This window comes from Cruoricaptor ignavus (genome assembly GCF_900141665.1).
GTDB classification, from domain to species: domain Bacteria; phylum Bacteroidota; class Bacteroidia; order Flavobacteriales; family Weeksellaceae; genus Cruoricaptor; species Cruoricaptor ignavus.
Genome location: NZ_FQYI01000002.1, coordinates 53,114 through 71,113, shown reverse-complemented (window position 1 = coordinate 71,113; position 18,000 = coordinate 53,114). Strand labels below are relative to the sequence as shown.

Genomic DNA, 18,000 nt, shown 5'->3' with positions numbered 1-18,000 from the left:
TTGATAATCAATTACCCAGCCTGTTTTTTGCTGCCTTCCAAGCTTGCCTTCAGCATTGCCATCAGGTCTGTTGTGGAAGTTTTTTCTTCCTTCTCTTCGGTCGGTTTATAGGTTTGGCCCTTGGCTTTTTTCTCGATGATTGCCAGCAAATCAGCGGAGTAGCTGTTCTCGTATTTCTTCGGGTCAAATTCCGTAGCTAGCTGACTGATGAGCATTTCTGCCATTTTCAGTTCTTCGTCTTTAGCCTTTTTCTTCGGAGGCAGCTTCAGTTCTTCGTAGCTTCGTACTTCTTCTGGAAAACGCATCCGGTTCACCATCAGGATTTTCCCGTCGTAAGGCCTTACCAAACCGAGAATTTCCCTGTCCCGCAAAATGAAGGTGCCTATGCCTGCCATTTCCGTTTTCAGCAATGCCTGCAAAAGTAAGCGGTATGCATCCTCACCGTTTTTCTGCGCTTCAAGGAAGTAAGGCGTTTCGTAATACGCAGGGTCCACATCCTCCAGCTTCACGAATTGCTTGATGGACAGCAGCTTGGATTTTTCCGGGGCCACCGCTTCGAAATCTGCATCTTCCAGCACGATGTACTCGTCTTCCAGCTTGTAGCCCTTTACAATGTTGGCATAGGGTACTTCCTTTCCAGTTTTCTCGTTCACCCTCTTGAAGCGGATGTTGCTCAGGTCGTTTTTATCTAGCATATCGAGATCCAAGTTGCTGGATTCTGATGCGGCGTAAAGTTTCACGGGGATATTCACCAGGCCAAAGCCAATGGCACCCGTCCAGATTGCTCTCATATTTTATCTTCCGAATTTAAACCATTGGGACAGCGGATGCTCTTTGCCACGCAGATAATCTGAAACCATATCTGCACCGGCTACGGAGAAAGTAATCCCGTTGCCGCCAAAGCCCAGCACAAAATAGCCGTTCGGGAAGTCTTTATGCTCCCCGATGTACGGCAGACCGTCCTTGGTAGAGCCGAAAGTCCCCGCCCAGGCGAAGTCCGTGCGGAACTGGTAGTCGGGGAGGTTTTTATGAATGTATTTCTCCAGCCGCAGGGCTTTTTTTTCAAGTTTCGCATCGCGGCGCTTGGCATTGCTGAAATCATCATCCAGCCCGCCTATGAGGATCCTGCCGTCGTCCGTAGTGCGGAAGTACTCGTAGGGGTCGCCGGTGTTCCAGAAGAGCGTATCTTTCAGCCCGTCGCAGTTTTCTGATTGCTGCTCGCCCACGATGGCGTAGGTGGAGAGCAGGTCTACAAAATTTTCTTTCAGGATTTCCACCGTCTCGAAACCTGTGCAGTATATTATTTTTTTTGCCTTAATCTCAAAACCCTCGGTGCTAATCGCGGTAATAGCGTCTTCATTATGAGAAATATTTTGGAATTCAGTTTTGTCAAAAATTCTAAGACCGCGCTCCACAGCTGCAGAGAGCAGGTCGTGGGCGAATCTGAATCCGTCAATACTTGCGCCCTGGTGGCTCAGGATGCCTCCGAAGCTGTTCTGCAGTCCGTATCTCTCCGAGATTTCTTCAGCATCCAGCCACTCCACAGGGAAGCCGTGCGCAGCCCTTGCTTCATACTCTTCCCTAAGGTGTTTCAGATGCCTGCGCCGAGAGGCAAAATATAGCGAATCTTTCTTTCGGAAGCCTGCTTCGGAATTGATTTCAGCGTGCAAATGCCCTACCTTATCAATAGCTTCGGAGCACGCCCTGTAGCTCGCCACGGCACCTTCCTCACCAATTTTCGGGATAAGGTCGCAAAGCATTAAATCAATTTCATACTGGAGCATGGCCGTAGTGGCGCTCGTGCTGCCGGTGGCGGTCTCCCGGCGGTCGGCAACTATGGTGGAGTAGCCATCCTTCGCGCAGCGGTTCGCCACCAGCGCGCCCGTAATACCGCTCCCGATGATCAGCACATCGCACTCGGCGTTTTCTTGTAGGGATGGATAGGAGTTCAGGAGGCCGTTTTTCACTAGCCAGAAGGGTTCGGAGGATCGCAGTTTCATGCTGTAAATATGCGAAATATTTCAATAAAAATCCTTGCCTGAAATATTTTGAACAGCTATTATTTTAAATTTGTCCCAAGCTTGATACCAACTAAATATTTGAAAGAAATTGAACTTATCCAAGTGAATATTTGTCTCTTTTTAAGTAAAAATTAATGCCTTTTTGACGGGTAAGGCACAGTATTAGCTGGCAAAAAGTTGAATAGTAAAAATAAAATAATGGCAACAATCAAACTAAAAGGAAACGACATCCAAACGGTAGGTTCTCTTCCGCAAAATGGCACCACACTGCAGGATTTTAACCTTGTAAATGCTCAGCTGGAGGAAAAAACTTTAAAGGATTTTGATGGAAAGAAAAAGATTTTTAACATCTTCCCAAGCATAGACACGGGGGTTTGCGCTGCAGCCGCGAGGAAATTTAATGAGGAAGCCAACACGCTGGAAAATACCGTGGTTATCAATGTATCCAAAGATCTTCCGTTTGCCTTGGGCCGGTTCTGCGCTGCTGAAGGCCTGGGTAATGTGGAAACGCTATCGGATTTCCGTGGCAGCTTCGGAGATGATCTCGGCGTAAAAATCTCCAGCGGACCGATGCAGGGGCTGCTCTCCCGCGCGGTAGTGGTGGCAGATGAAAATAACAAGGTAATCTATACGGAGCAGGTGCCGGAAATTACTAACGAGCCTGACTATGAAAGTGCATTAAAATCATTAAACCAATAAAAAATGGGAGAAATTTTAGACGCAGCCTACAGCAGGCTAAAGCATTGGTACACCCCGCTAATTATCGGCATTCTCTTCATAGCGTTCGGGGTATTTTTGTTTTCGCAACCCGTGGGCGCCTACCTCGGGCTTGCTATATTTTTTGCGTGGACTTTCCTGCTTTCCGGTATTTTTGAAATCTTCTTTTCCTTCTCCAACCGGGAGTCTATAAACGGCTGGGGCTGGTATTTGGTAAGCGGTATATTCTCCACGGTGATAGGTATTTATCTGCTGATATATCCAGGTATTTCTGCCGCCGTGCTCCCTTATGTGGTGGGCTTCACGCTTATGTTCCGCTCTGTTTTTGCGCTGGGGCTCGCCTTCCAGCACAGCAGTATGGGTCTGGGTACCTCCTGGGGGCTTATCCTCACCGCGGTTCTCGGGCTGATACTTTCATTTATGATAATCTCCGATCCGCTCTTTGGGGCGTATTCCATCGTGGTGATGACTGCGGTTACCTTCATAATGGTAGGTATAAATGCTGCGATCCTCGCCTTTGATCTGAAAAAGTTGAAGAACAGGGTAGATGGCGTGCGGGATTCCGTGAAAAATTTCCGCGAAGGAAGCGACAACCTTTAGTCAGCTAATATAGGTCTTTAAAATCCGCCACATTTTTTGGGCGGATTTTTTTTATTGTAAAAAATTTAAAATTATTTATTACCTTGCTGCGATATAAATCAACCCGATGGAGCCAATTGTATTAAATATCAGAATATTAAAACCTGTAGAAAAAGTTTGGGATCTGTACACCAAGCCGGAACATATTACCAAATGGAATGTGCAATCCGGGGAGTGGAGCTGCCCGAAAGTGGATGTAGATTTCCGCGAGGGCGGACATTTCCGCTTCACTATGCTTTTGAAGAAATTTAAATTCTCCTACGACATCGCCGGCACCTACAGCAGGATAGATATGCACCGGCACATAACTATGGCGATGGAGGATGGCAGAGAGGTGAATGTGGATTTTCAACCACTTGATGCGGCCACTACGGACATCACCTACTCCTTTATGCCGAGAAAAGGCCTGTCTTGGCGTACCCAGCGGGAGAATTGGTATAATATTCTGGATAATTTCCATAAATACGCGGAACGGCAGAAATAAACCACAGAAGATAAGATTTAGATAACTCAGGAATTTTTTTCACTCAGGTTTTTGAAATTTCGGGGATTTTACTAAATTTATCAAAAAAATAAAGACAATGAAGAAGCCCCTAAAATTCGTGCTTGGCGCAGCCGCAGCAGTTGCAGCCTCTGCAGTTATTCAGAAAATTTACGCTAAAAGAAGCCTTTTCGAAGAAGTGATGGACGATTTTAACATCGATGCGAGCACGCCTGGCGATCTGCTAGACGGCATCCGAAACCTGAGCGAGGAAGAGTATGAGGACTTCCGCCAGAACGCCAGCCCTATTTTCAGGACGATGCTGCAAGGTATTTGCAAGTTTTAAAGACCAAACAGTGATAAAATCCGGCATACCCTGTCGGATTTTATTCTTATATAAAATTCTGTTTTTTTGAAGGATTACTACTATTTTCTCGGCGTAGAAAAGGGCGCTTCGCAGGATGAAATCCGCAAGGCCTACCGTGCGCTATCGCTGAAATATCACCCTGATGTGAACGAAGGCAGCGAGTTTTTTGCCAACAGATTCCGCGAGGTTCAGGAGGCGTACGAAGTTCTCAGCAATGATGAAAAGCGCCGTAAATACGATGCTTCCACGGGAAATGCCGTGAAGGCAGAGCGCAGCGATTTGCCGCCTTACATCAAAACTTTCACGGCGGATAAAACTTTCGTGAGAAAGGGCGAAAGCATCACGATTTCCTGGCAAACCGTAAATGCAGATTTGGTAAAAATTCTGCCGTTTGGTTTAGAAAAATCTTATGGCGAAAGAACCTTTAAAATCAATGAATTTCAGGGCGGAAAATTCAGCGTGGTGTTGCAGGCTACCAATACGCTCACCAATAAGTCTGTTGCGAAAGGCATTACCTTCACCGAAATAACCGACAGTTTTTCTGGAACTTTCAGGCATCCTGCCGAAGAAATTTTCCGAAGGCCTACACCAAGAACGGTGGTCTATAGAACTGGGGGATTTGGAATTTCCGGCTGCCTTACCATTGTTTTACTGATTTTATTTTTCATAATGCTTTTCTTCTTTAGTTATTAATTTCGTATTTTCACTTGAGAAAATTTTTTGGGAAATTTTCGTATTTTTACACCAATAAAGTTTCCCCTAAATGAATACGACGAAATTTCAAAACCGCCACATTGCTTTGAACGAAGATGACAAGCAGGCAATGCTGGAGAGAATAGGCGTGCATTCTCTTGATGAGCTCATCAACCAAACCATACCCGAAAAAATCCGTTCGGAAAAAGACCTGAATATTTCCGAACCGCTTTCCGAATCGGAACTTTTGGCGCATTCCAAAGCGCTGGCATCGAAAAATCAGATTTTCGATACATACATCGGTTTCGGTTACCACGAAGCCATTTTGCCTGCTGCCATTCAGCGGAACATTTTTGAAAATCCATCGTGGTACACCGCATACACGCCATACCAGGCGGAAATTGCGCAGGGCAGGATGGAAGCGCTGCTAAATTTCCAGACCGTAGTTTCAGATTTGACGGGCTTCCCGATTGCCAATGCTTCGCTGCTCGATGAATCTACGGCTGCTGCAGAGGCGATGAATATGTTTTTCCAAAATAGGACGAGAGAGCAGAAAAAGGCGGGTGCCAATAAGTTTTTCGTGAGCGAACTGGTGCTGCCGCAAACTTTAGCCGTACTGAAAACTAAGGCCTACGGACTTGGAATTGAAATCGTGGAAGGCTGCCACAAATCTGAGAATCTGGATGAGAGTTTCTTCGGCGTGCTGCTGCAGTATCCCGGGAAAAACGGTGTGGTGGAAGATTATACCGATGCCATTTCAGAATTCAAAAATAAAAATCTTCAGGTGGCCGTTGCCTGCGATCCTATGGCCTTGGTGAAGTTGAAATCGCCGGCTGATATGGGTGCAGATTGTGCGGTAGGCACTACGCAGCGCTTCGGCATCCCATTAGGTTACGGCGGGCCGCACGCTGCATTTTTCGCTTGCAAAGAAAATTATAAGCGCGATATACCGGGAAGAATCATCGGTGTTTCCCAGGATATGTATGGTGGCAGAGCGCTCAGGATGGCGCTTCAAACGAGGGAGCAGCACATCAAACGCGAAAAGGCGACTTCCAACATCTGCACGGCGCAGGTTTTACTGGCTGTAATGGCTGGAATGTACGCCGTTTATCACGGGCCGAAAGGCTTGGAATTCATCGCCAACCAAATTCATTTCAAAACAAATACGATTGCCAATGCGCTGAAGATTTTGGGCTATGATGTGGTGGAAGACAGCGTTTTCGATACCGTGAAAATCCGGATGAGCGAAGACGAGAAAAAGGCGCTGCAGCGCAAAATGGAGGAGCAAAGTATCAACCTGAACTACTTCTCAGAAGGCATTGTGAGCCTTTCCGTTAATGAAACCACGACGCTTGCCAAACTGCAGAAATTAGCGGATACTTTTGCTTCGTTCAAGAGCAAGCAAAGTTTCCGGCTGGAAATTTGGGAGGAATTTTCACTTCCGGAAAATCTTTTGAGAAAGGATGAAATTCTTCAGGAAGAAGTTTTCCAAAAATATCATACGGAAACCGAGCTGATGCGCTACATCAAGCGGCTGGAACGGAGGGACATTTCTTTGACGCAATCGATGATTTCGCTCGGTTCCTGCACTATGAAGTTGAACGCTGCTGCGGAAATGCTTCCGCTGAGCTGGGATGAATGGGGCGGTGTGCACCCGTTCGTTCCGCAAAATCAGGCGAAAGGCTACCAATTAATGCTGAAGGAACTGGAAAAAGATTTGGCGGAAATCACAGGTTTTGCAGGAACTTCGCTGCAGCCAAATTCCGGTGCACAAGGTGAATATGCGGGGCTGATGGTCATCAGAGCATACCATAAATCCAACGGTGAAGAGCACCGGAACATCGTGCTGATTCCTCAGTCTGCGCACGGCACGAACCCAGCTTCCGCCGTGATTGCCGGCCTGAAAGTGGTGGTGGTGAAAAATCTGGAAAACGGCGAAATTGACCTGGATGATTTCAGGGCAAAAGCCGAAGAGCACAGCGAAAATCTTGCGGCGGCAATGATTACTTACCCATCAACCTACGGCTTTTTCGATGCTAATATTAAGGACATCATCGCCACGGTTCACGAAAACGGCGGGCAGGTGTATATGGATGGCGCCAATTTGAATGCTCAGGTGGCTTTCACGAGTCCAGGTTTCATCGGTGCGGATGTTTGCCATTTGAATTTGCACAAAACTTTCGCAATTCCGCACGGTGGCGGTGGCCCTGGTGTAGGCCCGATTTGCGTGGCGGAACACCTCGTGAAATTTCTGCCTTCCAATCCAAACATTAAGGTGGGCACAGCGGATTCCATAGATGCGATTTCCGGTGCGCCGTACGGCTCTGCGCTGGTTTGCAACATTTCTTACGCTTATATCAAAATGCTTGGCGCAGAAGGTTTGAAACTCGCGACTTCGCACGCCATTCTGAACGCCAATTATCTTAAAGAACTTCTGGCAGAGCATTTCCCGATTCTTTATGCCAATGAAAAGGGCAGGGTAGCGCACGAATGCATCGTGGATTTCCGCCAGTACAAACCGCTGGGGATTGAAGTGGCTGATGTTGCGAAACGCTTGATGGACTACGGTTTCCACGCACCTACGGTATCATTCCCTGTTGCCGGAACGCTAATGATTGAGCCTACGGAATCCGAAAGCAAGGAAGAGCTTGACCGTTTTGCCGAAGCGCTGATCAACATTAAAAAGGAAATTGATGAGATTGCAAGCGGCGAAGCCGATGCGAAAAATAATGTCGTGAAAAATGCGCCGCACACTGAGCAAATCGTAATTTCCGACAGCTGGGACAAGCCGTACACTAGGGAAAAGGCAGCCTATCCGCTGGAGTGGGTGCGCGAAAGAAAATTCTTCCCGTCCGTTTCAAGAGTGGATGAGGCTTTCGGCGACAGAAACCTGATTTGTACCTGTGCGCCAATTGAAGCGTATCAGTAATTTATTGATTATCAATTATTTCCCGATGATTATATTTCGTCGGGAATTTTTTTGCCTAAATTTGAAGCGTGAATCTCAACCAAATTTACACCAACCGAAGAACCGGAAACAGCCTGCCAACGCCTGCCAATAGAACGGATTTTCAGCGGGATTATGACAGGATAATTTTCTCGTCGGCTTTCCGAAGGCTGCAGAACAAAACGCAGGTTTTCCCTTTGCCAGGCAGCGTTTTCGTGCATAACAGGCTTACGCATTCGCTGGAAGTTTCTTCCGTGGGCAGAAGTTTGGGAATGCTTGCGGGAGATTTCATCCACGAGAAATATTCTGCGGATTTGTCAGCGGAATCGGCGGAATTTTACAGGCATCATTTGCCCACCGTAATTGCCGCTGCCTGCCTTTGTCACGACATCGGAAATCCGGCTTTCGGGCATTCCGGTGAAGATGCGATTGCAAGCTATTTCGAAAGAAATGAATCTTCGCTGAAGGAATTTTTTCACGAAAATGAATGGGCAGATTTAATCAATTTTGAAGGAAACGCCAATGCTTTCCGCGTGCTCACACAGCAGCAAACTGGCAAGGATTTAGGCGGTATGCAACTGACCTTCAGCACTTTATCGGCGATTGCAAAATATCCGTGCGAAGCCATCGCCAAAAAGAAAGGCATCATCCACAGAAAAAAGTTCGGATTCTTCCAAAATGAAAAGGCGCTGTTTGAAGAAGTGGCACTTGAAGTTTCGATGCAAATGGACTGTGATAACCCATTGATTTTCAGGAGACATCCGTTCGTTTGGCTGGTAGAAGCAGCGGATGATATTTGCTACAATATTATCGATATGGAGGATGCCCACAGGCTTGGCATCATTTCCACGGCAGATTGTGAGAATTTATTTTTCGATTTAATTCAGTCGGAAAACCCTGATACTGAAAGAGTTAGGACCAAACTTGGCTTGATAACCAATGCGAATGATCGAATTTCTTATTTGAGGGCAAAGGTCATCAATGCGCTGATAAACAAGGCTTTTGAGCTTTACCAAATTAATTTTGAACAGATTTTAAGCGGAACTCTGGACAAAGCCCTGCTCGATATTTACAAAAGCGAGAACCGAACTCTGGCGGAAATTGAGCGGTTTTCTGTGGAGAAAATTTACAATCATAAAGCGGTGGTAGAGATTGAAAACGCCGGCTACAATGTGATGTACGAGTTGCTGAATCATTTTATTCCATCGCTGATTAAGCCGGAAGATTCGCTGAAATCTTACGACAAAATGGCATTGAAACTTCTACCGGAACAGTTCCGCTATGAAAGCGGCAACATTTACCAAAAAGTTCTCGGCGTCATTGATTTTGTTTCCGGGATGACGGACAATTTTGCCACTGACCTTTACCGCAAGATCAAGGGAATTGAAATCGGGATGACAGTTTGAAATTAATTATGACAGAGCTGAAGCACTACAACTACACGCATTTTCCTTTTCTGAATTATAGTCTAGATGATTTTCAGATTCAGTTTACGGCTACGGTTCCTACGGCAATTCGAAGGATTGAAACGAGAAAAATTAACGGAGATTTTTCTGCACACGCTGTCACGGTTATGAATAATCAGGTGCCCTGCGGTTTTTTCATTCTGGATTTTGGTTCTGATAAGTATGAATTGACAACCGAAAAAAATTCCGTGCTGCTACGGTCATTTTCGATAAATCCGAAATTTCAGGGCAATGGTATCGGGAAAAATACCATCAATCTCTTGAGTGATTTCATTAGAAAATATTTTCCGGAAACGAAGCTGGTTGTTCTCGCAGTAAACGAGCGCAATGTCGCCGCGATTTCTCTGTATGAAAAAACTGGCTTCAAATTTGACGAAAAAACGCGTGAAGGTGCCAGCGGCATGCAGAGAATTATGTTCAAAAATGTTTAAAATATTTGTATTTTTAGGGAAAATTTAAAAACAGAAATTATGGAAGCATTGTTTAGCGGGTTTTTCAGCCTGTTTTTCTTCATTCTGGTGGTGCTGGTTTTGTCGTCGTTCTTCACGGTGAAGCAGCAAACCGCGGCAATTGTGGAACGCTTAGGGAAATTTCAGTCAGTTCGTCACGCTGGTTTGCAATGGAAAATTCCGCTGATTGACCGCGTTGCAAAAAGGCTTAACCTGAAAATTCAGCAGCTGGATGTACTGATCGACACGAAAACTTTGGACAATGTTTTCGTGCGGATGAAGGTTTCCGTGCAGTATATGGTGATAAAGGAGCAGGCTGCAGATGCCTTCTACAAGCTGGAATTCCCGGAATCTCAGATTACTTCGTATGTGTTTGATGTTGTTCGGGCGGAAGTTCCGAAAATGAAATTAGACGATGTTTTCGTGCGGAAGGACGACATTGCGAATGCCGTGAAAAACGAGCTGCAGGATGCGATGAGAAGCTATGGCTACGACATCATAAAGGCTTTGGTAACGGACATTGATCCGGATGAGCAGGTGAAGCACGCTATGAACCGCATTAATGCTGCGGAACGGGAAAAAACGGCGGCTGAATATGAATCTGAAGCGCAGAGAATCCGCATTGTAGCGGTGGCAAAAGCGGAAGCAGAATCGAAAAAATTGCAAGGGCAAGGTATTGCTGACCAAAGGCGTGAAATTGCACGAGGCCTGGAAGAATCCGTAAGAATGCTGAACAATGTGGACATCGATGCGCACGAAGCATCAGCGCTGATTATCGTAACCCAACATTACGACACGCTGAACGCTGTGGGTGCGAATAACCGCAGCAATATGATACTTCTGCCAAACTCACCAACTGCAGCAACCGGAATGCTGAGCGAACTGGTAACAGCACTGACTGCCGCAGAACAGATGAAGAATGTGCCGCGGAAAGATGAGCGTGAAAATATGCGTCCGTAAAATTGAGGAAACATCACATAAAAAAAATAACCTGCTGAAAATCAGCGGGTTATTTTATATTTTGTAGGCCCATGAGGAATCGAACCTCAACCTAAGGAACCGGAATCCTTAATTCTATCCATTAAACTATAGGCCCAATTTTGGCGTTAAAAAGTTAACTTAATTCCGCCAGTAATTTGCGCGCCCAGCACACGATAACCGTAGTAATCCTGATACTTTTTGCCAGTCAGATTATTTCCAAGCGCAAAAATACTGAAATTCTTGTGAACTTTATACTCCGCCGAAAGATTAATGTCGAAATAGGCATCGGTTTTTGCATCCTTTGGTAAGGAATAAATTCTGTCCGGTAAAAGGTTGTCCGACAGGACTTCGTAAATTCTAACATCATTTCCTGAGCGGTAAAATGCTTGGAATCCCAGCAACATCCTATCCTGAAGGAATTTATAGTCCGCCGAAAATTGCGCTTTCAGATAATTGTTATTGTAAAATTTATCAATATTATCTGCGTCGTATTGGCTGTAAGCCAGGCTGATCCCTGTAACTAAATTCTGCACAGGAAACCACTGAAGGCTGGCTTGTACCTCTGTGCGGGTAGCATTTGCATAGACAATATTGAAAGCGTTTGCAAAATCGTAAGCCGGCCGGGTGGCAGACGAATGCAAATCAAAGAGGGGGCTGTGTGCGAAAAAAGCAGCATTGTCCACCTTGGAATATCCGCCGAAAATGTCGTACTTAAGCTGAGCATTCATATCTCCTTTTATCCCGGCATAGATTTTATATTTCTCATTCCGGGCGCGCAGTGCCTGATCTGGCACCAGCCAGGGATTTCTCTCAAGCATATCGGAATAAGTATTTAAAGCCGTCTCGCCGGTTGCTCCTGCATAAAGTTTGATCCGGTCATTCCCGCTGAAAAGCAGTTCTACATCAGGATAAAATCTGGAATGGCTGTCTGAAATTTTATCTTCATACATTCTTCTGGCGGATTCGTCAAGAAATGCATACTTAAAACCGAGCTTCAGATAGGAGCCGTTTTTCTCAAGCAGTATGTGCGGCGCAATACTGAAATAGAAATTATCACTCTGGTTTCTTGCTAGCGTTTTAAACTTTGCCGACTGCCCACCGAGAGCCGTGTTCAGCCCGGCGTCCAAACGAATTCCCGAAGTGTTTTTAAAAAAATCTGCGTACTTCAGCTTTATTTCCAAATCTCCATACTGCTCCTCGGAATCAAAATGATCGGTGAGGTAAGAGGTTTTAAAACGCACATCGTCCAGGATTTTATTGGAATAAAAATCATAATGCCCGTTCAGCTTTACGGTATTGGTTTTCTGATGCAAATCGGGAACCTGACCCGGCGCCATTGCATAGATTCCGTAAAAATGATAGTCGTTCAGAAGGTAGCGCGCCTCTACGCCTGCCTTACCGCTACCACCGTAATAATTCAGGAAAGCTCCAAAATCGCCCTTCGCAGCATCGGAATCCCACGGATATTCATTCTTCAGCCCGGAGGTGGAGAGGTAATGCACATCAGCACCGGCTTCCCACCGGTCATTCAGCTGCGCAGAAATATTCCCGTCCCCCAGCACTTTACCGTAGTTTCCCATACCCAGCCGCACGAAATTCCGTTGGTGATTTGTTTTAAATTCCGGGGAGAGGTCGGCTCCTTCGATTTCAGAAGTTTTAAATTCCGAAACAGGCTGTACATCCACAATTTCGTAACGGAGGTTCAGGGAATCTTGAATGTGTTTCTCCCTCGGAGGGTAGTTTTTTTCAATCTTCGCGGCGCTCTGCTTTTTCTCAATCCTTCGGACTTCTGGTTCCCTTTTGCGGTCGAGGATGAGAACCTCTTCCCGAATCTGCGCTGCCACTAGCTGGGACAATCCGAAAAATGCAATCGCCGTAATTTTTTGCTGAATTTTCATAAGCTTTTCAGTTTCTCGCTTATTTTTTTATAGATTTTTTAATTTCTTTTGCTTCCGAGATGATTTCAGGGAAATCTTGGTAATTGGCAATCACCTGGTCCACCGTATAGCTCGCCTGATACTGATCCTGCAGGCCGAGGTAGTTCCGCGCCATCACGAGCAATGCCTTCGCGCCCCAGTATTCTTCCGATGCAAAGTTATTGGCAAGTTTAAAAATCGTCTCGTTGGAGTTTTTGTACGCCTTAGCCTTATTCTGATAAAAGGCTTTCGCATACAGTGCTTCTGCCGCAACCTCCGGGTTGGTTGATTTTTCCAGGGCAGCATACGCATTCTGTGCGTCGCGATCCTTGCCGGTCTGCATCAGGCTACGCGCGCATATCACCCTTGCTTTTTCCAAAACTGGGGGCGGGCTGGAGGCATCTTTCAGTACCTCCTCAGCGCGCTGGCTTGCTTTTGAAATTTCGTTATTCTCTGCATAGAGGCTCATCAGCTCTACATTCGCAAAGTTTCTTATTTTTTTATCAGGTGCTTTCAGGAGTTTTTCCAACTGTCTTATCGCCTCGGCGGAATTATTCTGCGCAAGATTAATTTGCGCAATCCTTGTCTGCGCTTCGGTTTGATAGTCATTGGGCTCATTGGCGACCTCCTGAAGCACCGCCAATGCTTTGGCAGCATTTTTAGTCTGGTAATAGCTTTCGCCCAGTTCATACTGTGCCAGATAGCGCCCTTGCCCGGTAGGGTTTTTGATTAAAAATTTCTCATACATCGGGATGGCGCGCGCATACTCTTTTTTCTGGTAAAAATTCCTTGCGCCCGTGAGGTTGATTTCATCCAGCTCAGCAGAAGATACATCTACACCCAGGGACTTCGCAAACGCCTGGTAGCCACTGATGTCATTATTTTTCAAAAATGCTGCACGGGAAGCCGGCAGGATTTTCTTCGCCCACTCAGTATTCCTGTACTCGCTGCCCAGCAGCCGGAATTCTTGTAGGGCTCTTTCCGTCTGCCCCAGGTCCGCCAGGTTCTGCGCCCTTGCGATTCGCGCGTTGATGGTAAGGTCACGGTCTTTTCCGGATTTTATTACCTTCTCAAGATAAGCGTTAGAATTGCTATAATCCTCCTGGGAGGCGTATGCGGCGGCGATTTCAAAATTGGCTTGCTCGGCAAATTCCGAGTTTGGATATTTTCCTGTAAATTTCTTTAACTCAGAGATTTTCGCCTGAGAGTCGCCCCTGTATCCCTGCGCCATTGCCTTCTGAAACATCGTGTGCTCATCCGCGCCCTCCGCCTTGTCATAAAGGGCAATGGCATCGGTAAGTTTGTTTTCGGCAAAATAGGTATCTGCAAGCCGCAGCTCTGCATCTGCCTTATATTCCTCTTGTGGATTTTTCAAATACTGGGAAAAATTCTGCTGTGCTTTCGGGAAATTTTTTGATTTAAAATAAGCATAGCCCAGATCATACGGCACCTGCTGATTTTCAGGGAAATTTTTGCCTGCCAATTTTTCGAATCCGGAGATGGCGGCGGGGTATCTGCCTTTCTGGTAATCGATCTGTGCCAGCCAGTATCTGGCGCGGTAGCCCGCTTCCTCACTGATATTTTTTTTCAGGCTGCGGTTTAGATATTTTTCGGCTTCGTCGTAGTTTCCCTTGTTAAATTCCTCCATACCGAGCAGCAGCGAGACCTCCTGGTTGATTTTTTCAGTTTCTCCGCTAGCATTTCCCATTTTATCTATCGCTTCCAGCGTGGCGCGGTAGTCTCCGGAGTAGAGGTAAGAATTTACGAGCAGTTTCTGCATTTCTGCGCGTTTCGCCGATTTCGGATAGGCAGAAATATATGCCTGCAGTACCTTGCCCGGGGTCTCAAACGGGTTTCCAAGTTCGTAGCCTAGTTTCGCATACTGCTCGTGGGCAAGCTGCTTCACTTTAGCATCATAGCTCATCTGATACGCAGAGCGGAAGGCGGATAGCGCTTCCTGCTTACGGCCGGTTTGCAGGTAGGCATTCCCCAGCTGATAGTAGGCATTCTGCGCCGATGCAGACTGCTCATTCAGCAGGCGGTTATAGTAATGTACCGCCTCTTCGTAGTTTTGCATTTTTGCTGCCAGGAAGCCCATTTCGTAAAGGTCGGACGAGGTAGGGTTCTGCTGCTGCTCCAGATAGTTTTTAAGGTAAGGGTAGGCATCAGAATATTTTCCCTGCCGGAAATAGCTTTCACCTATAATTTTCTGAACTTCAGATTTGTAAGTGGGAGAGAGATCACCGTCCAAAAGGTTCTTCCCTTCGGAAATTGCCCTGCTATAATCGCCCGTGTTGTAATACATCTGCACATAGTACGGCTTTACCATCCCGGCAAATTTCTCATCATCCTTTATTTCATCGAAATATTTGAAAGCCGCCTCGCTGTCTCCTCCCGAGTAGCTCAGGTGCCCCAGCATATAGGAAATCTCCTTTCTGGACTCGCCCTCCGCAGAGTTGTACGCCTCCTGCAATGCTTCCACAGCTCCCGCCTTATCTCCAGTCATAAATTTTGCATAGCCCAATTTCAAGACATATTGTGAATTCTCCTCACGAGAAAGCTGCAACTGGTTTACCTTCATGAGCATTTCCAGAGCCCTTTCATAGTCCTTTTTATTCAGATAATAATCTGCAAGGGGGAGGCTCGCTGCAGACAAAAATGCCGAATTGGGATTTTCTTCCAAGAAAGCCTGTAGACCGAGCTCTGCGCCGTCCTTCTGCAAAAGTGTGCCAATCAGATTATCGAAAAACCGTGCTGCCTCTTTTTGTGAATTGTTCAGGTCTCCGTAAAAATATTCACTTGCAAACTCGTACTGGGATGCATTGTAAACTTTACCCTGAAACAGATTTTCTGCCAGGCCAAAGTGATAATCTGAGGCTTGCGTAAAGTATTTCGTCTGCTGTGCGCCGCTCAGGCTGAAAAAAAGGACCGCGGCACCTATTGATAGCGTGCGATTTCGCATTTTAATAGCAAAAAAAGTTAGTAACAAATTATCAACGAAAATAGGCAAAACTTATTGCCCGAGCAAGTTTTCTGTTAATGTCAATTTGTGGATAATTTTAATATAAAACATTTTTTAGCTCCCACCGACCAATCATCATTTTTCAAACTAATGTTTACTTTTGCCGGATGAATCAAATTTTCAGAAAGAAAACTTATAGCGGCACCCCAGGCGGGTACGGCCTGCAGCGCGTGCTGGGCGTCTGGGACATTGTTTTTTTCGGCATAGCGGCGATCATCGGCGCAGGCAGTTTCAGCAGCCTTGGGGAGGCGGTGTACAAGGGCGGCCCGGGCGTTATACTTCTTTATCTGATTTGCGGCGTGGCTTGTACCTTCACCGCGCTTTGCTATGCAGAATTCGCCAGCCGTATTCCCGTAGCGGGCTCCGCCTACACCTATGCCTACGCCAGTTTTGGAGAGCTGGCAGCCTGGGTGATAGGCTGGGCGCTCATTATGGAATATTCTTTCGGGAATATTTATGTGGCATTTTCCTGGAGCGATTATTTCACAAGTATGCTGGATAGGATTGGAATTCACATCCCGGATTATTTCACCTGCAGCTACCCCGAAGCTAAAAAGGCTTTTTTGGGACATTCCAAAAACCAGCAGCTCGTCCGCGCGTGGGACACCGCGCCAGAGATCGGGGGGCTAAAGATTATTGCCGATCTGCCCGCACTCCTCATCAATGGCCTCATCACCGCGCTTTGCTACATCGGCGTGCGGGAGAGTAAAAATTTCAACAACCTTCTGGTCATCCTCAAGCTCGCCGTGATTTTGCTGATCATCATTGTCGGCAGCAGATTTATAGACACCTCTAACTGGACGCCTGTGAGCAAAATTACCGGTGAGCCGTCCTTCCTGCCCAACGGCATAGCCGGGGTAATGAGCGCGGTCTCGGGCGTGTTTTTCGCCTATATGGGCTTCGATGCGCTCAGCACGCTGTCGGAAGAAACAAAAGATCCCCAGCGCACACTCCCGAAGGGTATGCTGATCTCGCTGGCGCTGTGCACGCTCATCTACATCATCCTCACCCTGGTAGTCACCGGTATGGTAGATTACCGCAAGTTCGATGGCGTGGGAGATCCGCTGTCGTTCATTTTTCAGCCTGAAAATGTAGACCTTCCGTGGATGGAGTTCACGGTTTCCGCCATCGCTATCGTGGCGATCACCACGGTGCTCCTCGTTTTCCAGATGGGGCAGCCCAGAATCTGGTATGCGATGAGCCGAGACGGCCTGATGCCGGGTAGATTTCAGGAGGTGCACCCGAAATTCAAAACTCCCTCCTTCGCTACGATAATAACGGGGATTATCGTTGGAATTCCTATACTTTTTACAGACAAAACTTTCATCCTTGATTTTACCAGCATCGGGACTATTTTCGCCTTCGTGCTCGTGTGCGGCGGCGTGCTGATGCTGCCACCACGGGATAAAGCGGACGGCTTCCGCCTGCCGTACATCAGCGGCCAATGGATTTTCCCCCTATTGTTCCTCACCGGTCTTGGTCTCTTCTGCCTTTTCGATGCAGATTTTTTCCGGAATCTTTTTCAATTCGAAAGCGCGGTGGAACGGGAATTTAAAATCTCGGTAATGATCTACCTCATCATCCTGGCGGTGCTCAGCGTTTTCGCCTTCACCAGAAAACTTTCCCTTATCCCCCTGCTCGGGCTAGCCTCCTGCCTCTACCTACTCACAGGTATGAGCCACGAAAACTGGCTCTGGTTCGGGCTTTGGTTTGGCATAGGTCTCGTGGTTTATTTTTGGTACGGAAGGAAGCACTCAGCGCTGGCAGGCGGGGAGTAAATATTTTGGTTAAATTTTTGATGAAAATTAATTTAAATAAATTTTGCAAAGATGGAAAAGAAGGAAATTCAAGAAACCACAGTGGGGCAGGATACCACTACCAACAACCTTACCAACACCAGCACCACACAGCCGGAGCGCAGGAATATAACCACCGGCGACATCCCCGGTGAGCAGGAAAAAGATGCCTCCGACGCCATTACGGAAGCGGCAAAAGAGGGGGACAGCAATTTCCGTAGCGGGAATTAATAATTTTAGGGCGGGCAAGTTCCCGCTTTTTTTATTTCAGAAAACTATGACAGAAAAGCTACTTCACGCTGCGGGATTTTATGAAATAAAAAATCTCCGAAGAATCTCAGGAGGCGATATCAATGAGGCTTTTGCGTTTTTCTCCAAAGAGCAAGAATATTTTGTTAAAATAAATCAGCTTCAGGATTTTCCCGATTTATTTGAAAAAGAGGCATCCGGGCTGCAGCATCTTTCGGAATGGAAGAAAATTTCAGTTTTATAAAAGGGGGGTAAT

16 protein-coding genes and 1 tRNA gene are annotated in these 18,000 nt (G+C 46.5%); 12 read left to right on the top strand and 5 right to left on the bottom strand.

The features are described from left to right. Positions 1-11: 11 nt before the first annotated feature. Both ku and BUB43_RS02790 read right to left on the bottom strand, forming a co-directional pair. A complete protein-coding gene (ku, locus tag BUB43_RS02795) occupies positions 12-791 on the bottom strand; it encodes a non-homologous end joining protein Ku (RefSeq protein WP_073178151.1) in 780 nt (259 codons plus the stop codon). A gap of 3 nt (positions 792-794) precedes the next feature. After that, positions 795-2,000: an NAD(P)/FAD-dependent oxidoreductase gene (locus tag BUB43_RS02790; RefSeq protein ID WP_073178149.1), complete on the bottom strand. Its 1,206-nt coding sequence runs from the start codon at positions 1,998-2,000 to the stop codon at positions 795-797. Positions 2,001-2,219: 219 nt separating this feature from the next. On the opposite strand from BUB43_RS02790, the gene tpx reads away from it, so the two are divergent. The 9 genes from tpx (at position 2,220) to BUB43_RS02745 (ending at position 10,740) form a co-directional block, all read left to right on the top strand. Continuing rightward, entirely contained in the window at positions 2,220-2,720 is a 501-nt protein-coding gene (gene tpx / locus BUB43_RS02785; RefSeq protein WP_073178148.1) for a thiol peroxidase, read from the top strand. Between the two features lie 3 nt (positions 2,721-2,723). Then, a complete protein-coding gene (locus BUB43_RS02780) occupies positions 2,724-3,338 on the top strand; it encodes an HdeD family acid-resistance protein (protein WP_073178146.1) in 615 nt (204 codons plus the stop codon). A gap of 106 nt (positions 3,339-3,444) precedes the next feature. After that, on the top strand, positions 3,445-3,861 hold the full coding sequence (locus BUB43_RS02775) for an SRPBCC domain-containing protein (protein WP_073178144.1): 417 nt from the start codon (positions 3,445-3,447) through the stop codon (positions 3,859-3,861). 97 nt (positions 3,862-3,958) lie between these two features. Next, a complete protein-coding gene (locus BUB43_RS02770; protein WP_073178143.1) occupies positions 3,959-4,204 on the top strand; it encodes a hypothetical protein in 246 nt (81 codons plus the stop codon). A gap of 66 nt (positions 4,205-4,270) precedes the next feature. Then, positions 4,271-4,918, top strand: coding sequence for a J domain-containing protein (locus BUB43_RS11525; RefSeq protein ID WP_073178141.1), 648 nt, complete (start codon positions 4,271-4,273; stop codon positions 4,916-4,918). Positions 4,919-4,988: 70 nt separating this feature from the next. Beyond that, positions 4,989-7,847 (top strand): aminomethyl-transferring glycine dehydrogenase, encoded by a 2,859-nt coding sequence (gene gcvP, locus BUB43_RS02760; protein WP_073178139.1) that lies wholly within the window; start codon positions 4,989-4,991, stop codon positions 7,845-7,847. Between the two features lie 68 nt (positions 7,848-7,915). Then, the gene (dgt, locus tag BUB43_RS02755; protein WP_073178138.1) at positions 7,916-9,271 is read left to right on the top strand and encodes a dGTP triphosphohydrolase; all 1,356 of its coding nucleotides are present in this window, start codon (positions 7,916-7,918) and stop codon (positions 9,269-9,271) included. Positions 9,272-9,279: 8 nt separating this feature from the next. Further along, entirely contained in the window at positions 9,280-9,762 is a 483-nt protein-coding gene (locus tag BUB43_RS02750; protein WP_073178136.1) for a GNAT family N-acetyltransferase, read from the top strand. Between the two features lie 39 nt (positions 9,763-9,801). Beyond that, positions 9,802-10,740 carry an SPFH domain-containing protein gene (locus BUB43_RS02745; protein ID WP_073178134.1) on the top strand — a complete coding sequence of 313 codons (939 nt, stop codon included), beginning with the start codon at positions 9,802-9,804 and terminating at the stop codon, positions 10,738-10,740. 64 nt (positions 10,741-10,804) lie between these two features. Here BUB43_RS02745 and BUB43_RS02740 read toward each other — a convergent pair. From BUB43_RS02740 to BUB43_RS02730, 3 genes are all read right to left on the bottom strand, one after another. After that, positions 10,805-10,876: transfer RNA gene (locus BUB43_RS02740), tRNA-Arg, on the bottom strand. 10 nt (positions 10,877-10,886) lie between these two features. Further along, complete coding sequence (locus BUB43_RS02735) at positions 10,887-12,659, bottom strand: hypothetical protein (protein WP_073178132.1); 1,773 nt, start codon at positions 12,657-12,659, stop codon at positions 10,887-10,889. A gap of 19 nt (positions 12,660-12,678) precedes the next feature. Further along, positions 12,679-15,639 (bottom strand): tetratricopeptide repeat protein, encoded by a 2,961-nt coding sequence (locus tag BUB43_RS02730; protein ID WP_073178130.1) that lies wholly within the window; start codon positions 15,637-15,639, stop codon positions 12,679-12,681. Positions 15,640-15,806: 167 nt separating this feature from the next. Between BUB43_RS02730 and BUB43_RS02725 the strand changes: the two genes are divergently transcribed. Genes BUB43_RS02725 through BUB43_RS02715 form a run of 3 tightly spaced genes read left to right on the top strand, consistent with a single transcriptional unit; the run spans position 15,807 to position 17,988 of the window. Beyond that, complete coding sequence (locus tag BUB43_RS02725) at positions 15,807-17,477, top strand: APC family permease (protein WP_073178128.1); 1,671 nt, start codon at positions 15,807-15,809, stop codon at positions 17,475-17,477. Between the two features lie 51 nt (positions 17,478-17,528). Next, positions 17,529-17,726, top strand: a complete 198-nt coding sequence (locus BUB43_RS02720) for a hypothetical protein (protein ID WP_073178127.1) — start codon at positions 17,529-17,531, stop codon at positions 17,724-17,726. A gap of 46 nt (positions 17,727-17,772) precedes the next feature. Further along, entirely contained in the window at positions 17,773-17,988 is a 216-nt protein-coding gene (locus tag BUB43_RS02715) for a fructosamine kinase family protein (protein WP_073178125.1), read from the top strand. Positions 17,989-18,000: the final 12 nt, after the last annotated feature.

Coding starts and splice junctions, on each gene's coding strand:
- tpx (WP_073178148.1), top strand. CDS start 2,220: ATGGCAACAATCAAACTAAAAGGAAACGACATCCAAACGGTAGGTTCT.
- BUB43_RS02715 (WP_073178125.1), top strand. CDS start 17,773: ATGACAGAAAAGCTACTTCACGCTGCGGGATTTTATGAAATAAAAAAT.
- BUB43_RS02725 (WP_073178128.1), top strand. CDS start 15,807: ATGAATCAAATTTTCAGAAAGAAAACTTATAGCGGCACCCCAGGCGGG.
- ku (WP_073178151.1), bottom strand. CDS start 791: ATGAGAGCAATCTGGACGGGTGCCATTGGCTTTGGCCTGGTGAATATC.
- BUB43_RS02745 (WP_073178134.1), top strand. CDS start 9,802: ATGGAAGCATTGTTTAGCGGGTTTTTCAGCCTGTTTTTCTTCATTCTG.
- BUB43_RS02730 (WP_073178130.1), bottom strand. CDS start 15,639: ATGCGAAATCGCACGCTATCAATAGGTGCCGCGGTCCTTTTTTTCAGC.
- BUB43_RS02720 (WP_073178127.1), top strand. CDS start 17,529: ATGGAAAAGAAGGAAATTCAAGAAACCACAGTGGGGCAGGATACCACT.
- BUB43_RS02735 (WP_073178132.1), bottom strand. CDS start 12,659: ATGAAAATTCAGCAAAAAATTACGGCGATTGCATTTTTCGGATTGTCC.
- BUB43_RS02750 (WP_073178136.1), top strand. CDS start 9,280: ATGACAGAGCTGAAGCACTACAACTACACGCATTTTCCTTTTCTGAAT.
- gcvP (WP_073178139.1), top strand. CDS start 4,989: ATGAATACGACGAAATTTCAAAACCGCCACATTGCTTTGAACGAAGAT.
- BUB43_RS02780 (WP_073178146.1), top strand. CDS start 2,724: ATGGGAGAAATTTTAGACGCAGCCTACAGCAGGCTAAAGCATTGGTAC.
- BUB43_RS02775 (WP_073178144.1), top strand. CDS start 3,445: ATGGAGCCAATTGTATTAAATATCAGAATATTAAAACCTGTAGAAAAA.
- BUB43_RS02790 (WP_073178149.1), bottom strand. CDS start 2,000: ATGAAACTGCGATCCTCCGAACCCTTCTGGCTAGTGAAAAACGGCCTC.
- BUB43_RS02770 (WP_073178143.1), top strand. CDS start 3,959: ATGAAGAAGCCCCTAAAATTCGTGCTTGGCGCAGCCGCAGCAGTTGCA.